Genomic DNA, 7,622 nt, shown 5'->3' with positions numbered 1-7,622 from the left:
GGAGGTGCTCGTGGCGCTCGCCGCGCGCGCGCCGGCGACGCCGGGGCTGTCGGCCGCGATGTTGCAGGTCGCACGCGACTTGCTCGCGCGCCGCGAGGCCCGCGGCGCGCACGCGCTGCTCGCGCGCATCGTCGCGACCTGGCCGGGGTCGGCCGACGCGGACAAGGCGAACGCGCTGCTCGCCGTCGAGCCGTAAAGGATCAGGCGCGGGCGGGCGGGGCACCGAGCGTGTCGAGGAAGCGGCGGTACGCACCGATCTCGCCGGCGAGCGCATGCTGCGGAAAGCCCTGCAGCACGCGATCGAGCAGCGCGCGCGCGGTGTCTTCCTTGCCCATGCGTTCGGCCAGCAGTCTCGCCGCGAGCAGGCAATTGGCAGGCACGTCGCGATGCTTCGGATGGCTTCGGTACCAGTTCGAGACGAGTCGCAGCGCGACCTGGCTCTGGCCCGCATCGACGGCGGTGCGCGCGATGCGCGCGACGTCGTCCGGATCGGCCGGCTCGAACGCGGGGTCGATCTCCTGGCAATCGCGCACGACGTCGACCGCGCGGCGATCCTTGTCCTGCGCGAGCAGCACGGCGATCCATTCGCGCCCGTGCCGCAGCAGCTCGTCGCGCCGGCCGAGCACGCCGAGCACCTTCCGGTATTGCACGTGCACCGCTTCGCTGCCGCCGCGCGCGCGCAGTTGGCCTGCGAGCAGGTCCGCGGCGGACTCGGGCCGACCTTCGCGGATGTGCACCGCGGCTTCGTCGAGCATCTCCTGGTCGGGATCGCGCGCGCGCGCGAGCGCCGGCATCGTCGTCACCGCGGGCTCGTAGCCGATCTCGTCGTGGTACTGGTAGATGAGGTAGCCCATGAGGTGGAACGTCGCCACGACCGCGTAGTTCGTGATGAAGTAGAACGCGATCGTCGAAACGACCGGCGGCAGGATCGGCAGCACGAGCGCCTGTGCGTAACGCTGGCTGAGGTTGAACACGAAGTACAGCGCGGCGACCGCGACGTAGGGCCACTGCAGTCGCGCCATGATCGCGATCCAGGTCGCGGGATTCAGCGCGTGGCCGAGGCTGCCGTCCATCGCGAGCGTCATGATCGCGCCGGGCAGCGCGAGCGCTAGGAAGATCGCGACGAACGTGCCGCCGATCGGGCCGAGCAGGATGAAGCCGAGCAGGTTCAGCACGAAGAATGCGACTTGCAACCATATCTGCGACCAGCCGAGGCTGTCTTCCACCGACACCGCGACCTCGGGCGGCTCCAGCCGCCCGTTCGCGGTGGCGCGCAGGCACTCGAACGCGTACTTGTACAGCGCCACCCAGATCAGCAACTGGAACAGCCAGCCGACGATGCCGAGCGGCAGGAATTCCACCAGGTGGCACAGGGCGAGCGTGACGACCGTCGTCAGCGCGGCCGAATGGGTCGGGTAGAGCGAGATCTCGCGCAGGCGATACCAGAACGGCACGATCTCGCCGGCGCGCGCCTGCGCCGGCGTCCGCTGGCCGCGCGACGTCATCGTCAGCGCCTCGACAGCGAGCCGAGCACGCCGCGCAGCAGCGAGCGGCCGAGTTGGCCGGCCGCATTGCGCACCGCCGACTTCGCGAACGCTTCGATCATGCCCTGTCGGCGCTTGGTGCCGAACACCATGTCCTTCGCCGCTTGCGTCCAGTCGCCGGCGCCCGCGTCGGCCTGCGTCTTGCCGCCCTTCGGCGCGGGGGCCGAGGCGGCTTCCTGCGCCGTGCGTTGCGCGAGCTTCTCGAATGCGGATTCGCGATCGACCGCGGTGTCGTACTTCGCCCCGATCGGCGAGCGCGAGCGGATCGTCGCGCGTTCGGCGTCGGTGATCGTGCCGATGCGACAGCCCGGCGATGCGACGAGTGCGCGCTCGACCGGCATCGGCACGCCACCGGCCTGCAAGGTCGACACGAGCGCCTCGCCGACGCCGAGCTGGGTGATCGCCGCGGCGACGTCGATGCGCGGGTTCGGCGGAAACGTTTCGGCGGCGGCCTTGACCGCTTTCTGGTCGCGCGGCGTGAATGCGCGCAACGCGTGCTGGATGCGATTGCCCATCTGGCCGAGGACGACGTCCGGAACGTCGTCGGGATTCTGCGAGCAGAAATAGACGCCGACGCCCTTCGAGCGGATCAGGCGCACGACCTGTTCGACGCGCTGGCGCAGCGCGGGCGGCGCATCGTCGAACAGCAGGTGCGCTTCGTCGAAGAAGAACACGAGCTTGGGCTGGTCGAGATCGCCGACTTCGGGCAGGCGCTCGAACAGTTCCGACAGCATCCAGAGCAGGAAGGTCGTGTACAGCTTCGGCTTGAGCACGAGCTGGTCGGCCGCGAGGATGTTGACGATGCCGTGGCCGGACATGTCCTGGCGCATGAAATCGGCGAGGTCGAGCGCGGGCTCGCCGAAGAATCCGTCGCCACCGGCCTGTTCGAGCGAGAGCAGCGAGCGCTGGATCGCCGCGATCGATTGCGGCGAGATCAGGCCGTACTGCTGCGACAGTTCCTTCGCGTTGTCGGCCGCGAACGAGAGCAGTGCACGCAGGTCCTTGAGGTCGAGCAGCAGCAGGCCGTCGTCGTCGGCCGCCTTGAACGCGACCTCGAGCACGCCCGCTTGCGTGTCGTTGAGTTCGAGCAGGCGCGCGAGCAGGTTCGGCCCCATCTCCGACACGGTGGTGCGCACGGGGTGGCCGAGCTTGCCGTAGACGTCCCAGAACACGACCGGGTTCGCGTTCGGCGTCCAGTCGATGCCGAGCTTGTCGATGCGCGCCTTGAGCTTGTCGCTCATCGTGCCTGCCTGGGACAGCCCGGCGAGGTCTCCCTTCACGTCGGCAAGGAAGACCGGCACGCCCAGGCGCGAGAAACCTTCCGCCATGAGCATCAGCGACACCGATTTGCCGGTGCCGGTCGCGCCCGCGACCATGCCGTGCCGGTTCGCGTACCTGGCGAGCAGGTACACGTCCTTGTCGCCCTTGCCGATCAGGATGTCGCTCAAGTGGATTCTCCCCGCATGCGCCGTCGCGCGTGGTTGCAGCGACCGATTGTAGCGACGAATCGCCGCGCTGCCGCGCGGGTGCGCGGGTTGCCGCAGCACGCGCATGCGGTTAACTTGCGGCGTTTCCACGCACGCGGCGCCGCCCATGTTTCGATACCGGACCTTCTGCATCGCCGCCGCCGCCGCCCTGGCCGCGTGCGCCGGCAACGCGCCGCGCGGCGGAAAGCCGACGCCGGCGCCGAAGGCGGACGACCCATCGAGCGCGCTCTACCAGCGGCTCGACGAAGACAGCCGTCGCTACGAAGCGGGCCTCGCGCTGGCGCGCTCCGGCGAGACCGAGCGCGCGCAGGCGGAAATGAAGGCGGCGCTCGACGACCTGCGCACCGCGGCGACGGAGTGCGCGCGCGTCGCGGAGTGCGACCAGCAGCGGTTCGTCGCCGGTTTCGACTCCCTGCTGCGCGCGGGCATCGGCAGCCACGCCGATTCCGTCGTCGAGGGCGACACCGGTGCGACCACGCCGGAAGCGACCGAGGAAGCGGGCGAGGGATCGCCGATCGTGACCGCGATGCCCGCACTCGGCCGTTCGATCACGTTGCTCAAGGGACGGGAACTCGGCGACATCATCGCGCTCAACGGCCCGGTCAAGGCCGCGCTCGAGGAGTGGCTCACGCAGTATCGACCGAACCTGATCACCGCGTACGAGAACTACCAGTACCTGCGTTACCAGATGTGGCCGGAGTACGAGAAGGCCGGGCTGCCCGAAGCGTTGCTGTTCGGCATGCTCGCGAAGGAGTCGGGCGGCAAGGTGCATGCGGTGTCGCGCTCGGGGGCGTCCGGCCCACTGCAGTTCATGTACGCGACCGGCGTGCGGTTCGGCCTCGGCAACGTCGACGGCTTCGACCAGCGCTTCGATCCGCGCCTCGCCGCGCGCGCGAACGCCGCGTACATCAACGAGCAGCTCGCGATCTTCAACAACAACCTCGAGCTCGTGATCGGTGCGTACAACGGCGGCGAAGGCGCCATGCAGCGCCGTGCGGGCAGGGGCGAGAGCGCGTCCGGTTTCTGGAGCCCCGAGGTGTACGGCAGCGTGTCGCAGGAAACGCGCGAATACGTGCCGATGGTGCTCGCGGCCGCCTGGCTGTTCATGCATCCGGAGCGCTACAACCTCGAGTTTCCGAAGGTGGCCGCGAAGCCGGGCAGCATCACGTTGAAGCGGCCCGCGTCGATCGCGGAACTCACCGTCTGCCTCGGCCAGGACGGCAATGCGCACGACGGCTGGTTCCGGACCTTGCGCAACCTCAACCCGCAGCTCGACCCGCAGCAGCAGGAGCCGGCCGGGGCTCGCGTGGTCGTGCCGCAGCGGTTGGAGAAGGTCTACGAGCGCGACTGCGCCGGCGGACGCTGGCCGCAGCTCGCGGCCGAACTGCACGAGGCGATCGTGCCTGCACCGCCGCCGGTTTCGCTCGCGCAGTCGCGCGCGCCGGCCAAGGCGCATGCGAAGGGGAGGATCTACGTCGTGCGCAAGGGCGACACGCTCGCCGCGATCGCGCGGCGCAGCAGTGGTTGCGCCGTGCGCGAGATCGCGGCCGCGAACGGCCTGCGCGGGCCGAACTATCCGATCAAGCCGGGGCAGTCGCTGAAGGTGCCGGAGTGCGCGCGCTGACGCGTGGCGGGAGTTGGCGCTTCCTTGCGCCAGGTCCCGTCCTGTGAAATCGGAGAATGCGAATTGCGGTCCTTCCGTGGACCGCGCTGTCCACCCGGCAGCATCGTCCTGATGCTTGCGAGCCGGGTTGATCCGGCTCCGCGAAACGAATGGCCCTGTGCGGCATCCGTTCCGCCCGCACGCCGGCGTGACGTGCGCGGTTGGCTCAGGCCGCCTCGGCCCCGTCGATCATCCAGCGGTTGAGGTCGTCGGAAGGTACGCCTTCCTTGAGCGAACGCAGGCAGCGCATCGCCTGGCGGTGCAGGTCCTGCTGCTCGCCGAACGGCGAATCCTTCGTCTCGTGGAACACCACGGTCAGCCAGAGGGCCACGCCGCGCAGGCGCACCTGCAGGTTGTCCGAGCGCAGACGTTCCAGACCGATGTCGGCGCCACTGCCCCACGGCCGGTACTTTTCCTCGGGCGGCGTCGCGTACAGGTGCGGGAACTCGCTCTTCGACGCGCTCGTGAACTCGCGCAGCGCGATTCCGGCGAGCTGGCGGCGCGCGGTCGGCGGCAGCGACTCGAGCGTCTTGTTGATCTCCCGGAACTGCCGGCGCAGCTGCATCGCGCGGCTGAGGGCGATCAAACGGGTCATGATCTGCATGGTGTTCCCCCTGCCCATCCCTGGGGCCGATCTGGATGGTTGTCGGTCCGTGACGTCGATACTAGGCGAGGTCTACCCCGTGAGACCGCCCATCGCGTCACAAATTGCCCAATCGCGTCACATTGTGACCGATGTGACCGGGCTTGGGAAGGGGGATTCAACCGGGACCGGGTAGGAGATTCGCTCCGGCAAGCGTGCCGATCGCCTGGCCGACGCGCACGGCCTGCTCCGGCGCGAGCGTCGCCTCGAGCGTCGCGGCGGCGGGCAACAGCACGATCGCCGTCGATCCCATGTTGAACCGCCCCATCTCCGCTCCCCGGGCGAGGCGAATGCCGCGACCGCGCCAGTCGCGCCGCGTGATGCGCGAGGCGTAAGGCGGCACTTCGACGCCGCCCCATACCGTCTCGATGCCCGAAACCAGCATCGCGCCGACGAGGACGACCGCGAACGGCCCCTCGCTGCCGCGGAAGTGGCAGACGACCCGTTCGTTGCGGGCGAACAGGCGCGGCACGCCGGCGACCGCGAACGGCGCGACGCTGAACAGGCGCCCGGGCACGTGCACGGTCTCGAGCAGCTCGCCCGCAATCGGCATGTGCACGCGGTGGTAGTCGCGCGGCGACAGGTAGACGGTCGCGAAACGCCCCTCCGCGTAGGGCGCGGCGGCCGCTTCGTCGCCGAGCAGTTCGACGACGCTGAAGTCCTGGCCCTTGGCCTGGAACACGCGGCCCGCGCGGATCGTGCCCGCCTGGCTGATGCGACCGTCCGCGGGGCAGAGGATCGCGTCGACCGCCTGCGCCTGCGGGCGCGCTCCACTCTTCAGCGGGCGCGTGAAGAACGCGTTGAAGTGCGGGTACGCCGACGGGTCCGGTTGCTCGGCCTCGCCCAGATCGACGCGGTACCCGTGCACGATGCGCCGGATCAGGAAGTCCTTCCAGGGCGCGAACGTCCAGCGCGTGCCCCACAGCACGAGTCGCGACAACAGCCGGTGCGGCAGCAGGTACTGCAGGACGAGGGCGGCGCGCATCAAGGCGTCCCCGCGAGGGCGACGAGGTCCGCGGCGATCGTGGCCGCATCGAACGGCGGGCGCAGCACGCCGGCCTGGCGGCCTTGTGGATCGATGAGGACGGCCGATGCGCTGTGGTCGACGTCGTAAGTGCCGTCCTTCGGTTCGCCGCGTGCGTAGACGAGCCCGAGTGCATGCGTCAGGCGCGTCAGTTGTTCATCGCTGCCGCTCGCGGCGACGAACTGCGGCTCGAAGAAACCGACGTAACGCGCGAGCTGGGTCGGCGTGTCGCGCTGTGGATCGACCGAGATGAAATCGAACCGGACGCGATCCCTCGCCGCGGGCGGCAGGCGCTTCCATACCTGCTTGAAGTCCGACAGCGTCGTCGGGCACACATCGGGACAGCTCGTGTAGCCGAAGAAGACGATCGTCCAGCGGCCCTTCCAGTCGGCGAGCGTGAGCGCGCTCCCGTCGCTGCGATCGAGATGGAACTCGGGCAGTTCGCGTGGCGCCGGATACAGCACGACGGCGGAAAGGCGCGGGCCCGGCGCGGGTGCGAGCACGCGCGTGCCGAGCCAGAGCCCGACGGCGGCCGCAAGTGCGGCGATGAGGATGAGCCAGTTCGCGGAAACGCGACCGGCGCTGCGGATGCGGGTCATCCACCGATTATACGTGGACGGCCCGGCTGGACGCGGACCGATGCGGGGCATGTCCTATACTTCCGGCCCCTCCTCGAACGCGCGGACGCCACCGTGACGCAGGAACTCGCGACCATCGTCGACTTCATCCGCTACGGCGCGAGCCGCTTCGGCGCCGCCGGGCTCACCTTCGGCCACAGCTACGACAATGCGCTCGACGAGGCGACCCATCTCGTGCTGCACGCGCTGCACCTGCCGCACGACCTGTCGCCCGCGTACGGCCAGGCGCATCTCACCGCGGCGGAGAAGCAGGCCGTGCTGGCGTTGATCGACCGCCGCGTCGACGAACATCGCCCGGTCGCCTACCTGACCGGCGAGGCGTGGTTCGCCGGCCTCAAGTTCAAGTCCGACGGGCGTGCGCTCGTGCCGCGCTCGCCCATCGCCGAATTGATCCAGAGCGGTTTCACGCCGTGGCTCGACGAGCGCCACGTCCGGCGCGCGCTCGACCTCTGCACCGGTTCGGGCTGCATCGGCATCGCGATGGCCGCGCACAATCCCGACTGGCAGGTCGACCTCGCCGACATCAGCGACGACGCGCTCGCGCTCGCGCGCGAGAACGTCGAGTTCCAGGACGTCGGCGAGCGCGTGCGCGTGATCAAGTCCGACCTGTTCGGCAGCCTCGG

At 69.6% G+C, this 7,622-nt stretch carries 8 protein-coding genes; 3 read left to right on the top strand and 5 right to left on the bottom strand.

The window, feature by feature from the left end:
• Positions 1-196: hypothetical protein (locus VI238_RS11320; protein ID WP_331651371.1), on the top strand; the 196-nt coding region annotated here is incomplete at its 5' end.
• A 4-nt stretch (positions 197-200) separates the two neighbouring features.
• Here the strand turns inward: VI238_RS11320 and VI238_RS11315 are convergent.
• Both VI238_RS11315 and VI238_RS11310 read right to left on the bottom strand, forming a co-directional pair.
• The gene (locus tag VI238_RS11315; protein ID WP_331651369.1) at positions 201-1,505 is read right to left on the bottom strand and encodes a hypothetical protein; all 1,305 of its coding nucleotides are present in this window, start codon (positions 1,503-1,505) and stop codon (positions 201-203) included.
• Positions 1,506-1,507: 2 nt separating this feature from the next.
• Complete coding sequence (locus tag VI238_RS11310; protein WP_331651367.1) at positions 1,508-2,992, bottom strand: helicase HerA-like domain-containing protein; 1,485 nt, start codon at positions 2,990-2,992, stop codon at positions 1,508-1,510.
• A gap of 145 nt (positions 2,993-3,137) precedes the next feature.
• Here VI238_RS11310 and VI238_RS11305 point away from each other — a divergent pair, with 145 nt between their 5' ends.
• On the top strand, positions 3,138-4,655 hold the full coding sequence (locus VI238_RS11305; protein ID WP_331651365.1) for a transglycosylase SLT domain-containing protein: 1,518 nt from the start codon (positions 3,138-3,140) through the stop codon (positions 4,653-4,655).
• A 205-nt stretch (positions 4,656-4,860) separates the two neighbouring features.
• Here VI238_RS11305 and VI238_RS11300 read toward each other — a convergent pair whose 3' ends face one another.
• The 3 genes from VI238_RS11300 to VI238_RS11290 form a co-directional block, all read right to left on the bottom strand.
• Complete coding sequence (locus VI238_RS11300) at positions 4,861-5,289, bottom strand: hypothetical protein (protein ID WP_331651363.1); 429 nt, start codon at positions 5,287-5,289, stop codon at positions 4,861-4,863.
• Positions 5,290-5,455: 166 nt separating this feature from the next.
• Positions 5,456-6,322, bottom strand: a complete 867-nt coding sequence (asd, locus tag VI238_RS11295) for an archaetidylserine decarboxylase (RefSeq protein WP_331651361.1) — start codon at positions 6,320-6,322, stop codon at positions 5,456-5,458.
• The gene (locus tag VI238_RS11290; protein ID WP_331651359.1) at positions 6,322-6,960 is read right to left on the bottom strand and encodes an SCO family protein; all 639 of its coding nucleotides are present in this window, start codon (positions 6,958-6,960) and stop codon (positions 6,322-6,324) included. Before VI238_RS11290 ends, asd begins: the two co-directional genes overlap by 1 nt.
• Before the next feature lie 93 nt (positions 6,961-7,053).
• On the opposite strand from VI238_RS11290, the gene prmB reads away from it, so the two are divergent.
• The coding region (prmB, locus tag VI238_RS11285) for a 50S ribosomal protein L3 N(5)-glutamine methyltransferase (RefSeq protein WP_331651357.1) at positions 7,054-7,622 on the top strand (569 nt) is incomplete at its 3' end.

The organism is Dokdonella sp., assembly GCF_036518555.1.
Classification (GTDB): Bacteria; Pseudomonadota; Gammaproteobacteria; order Xanthomonadales; family Rhodanobacteraceae; genus Dokdonella_A.
Note: the sequence above shows the minus strand (reverse complement) of the source record. Positions and strands in the feature narration are given on the sequence as shown.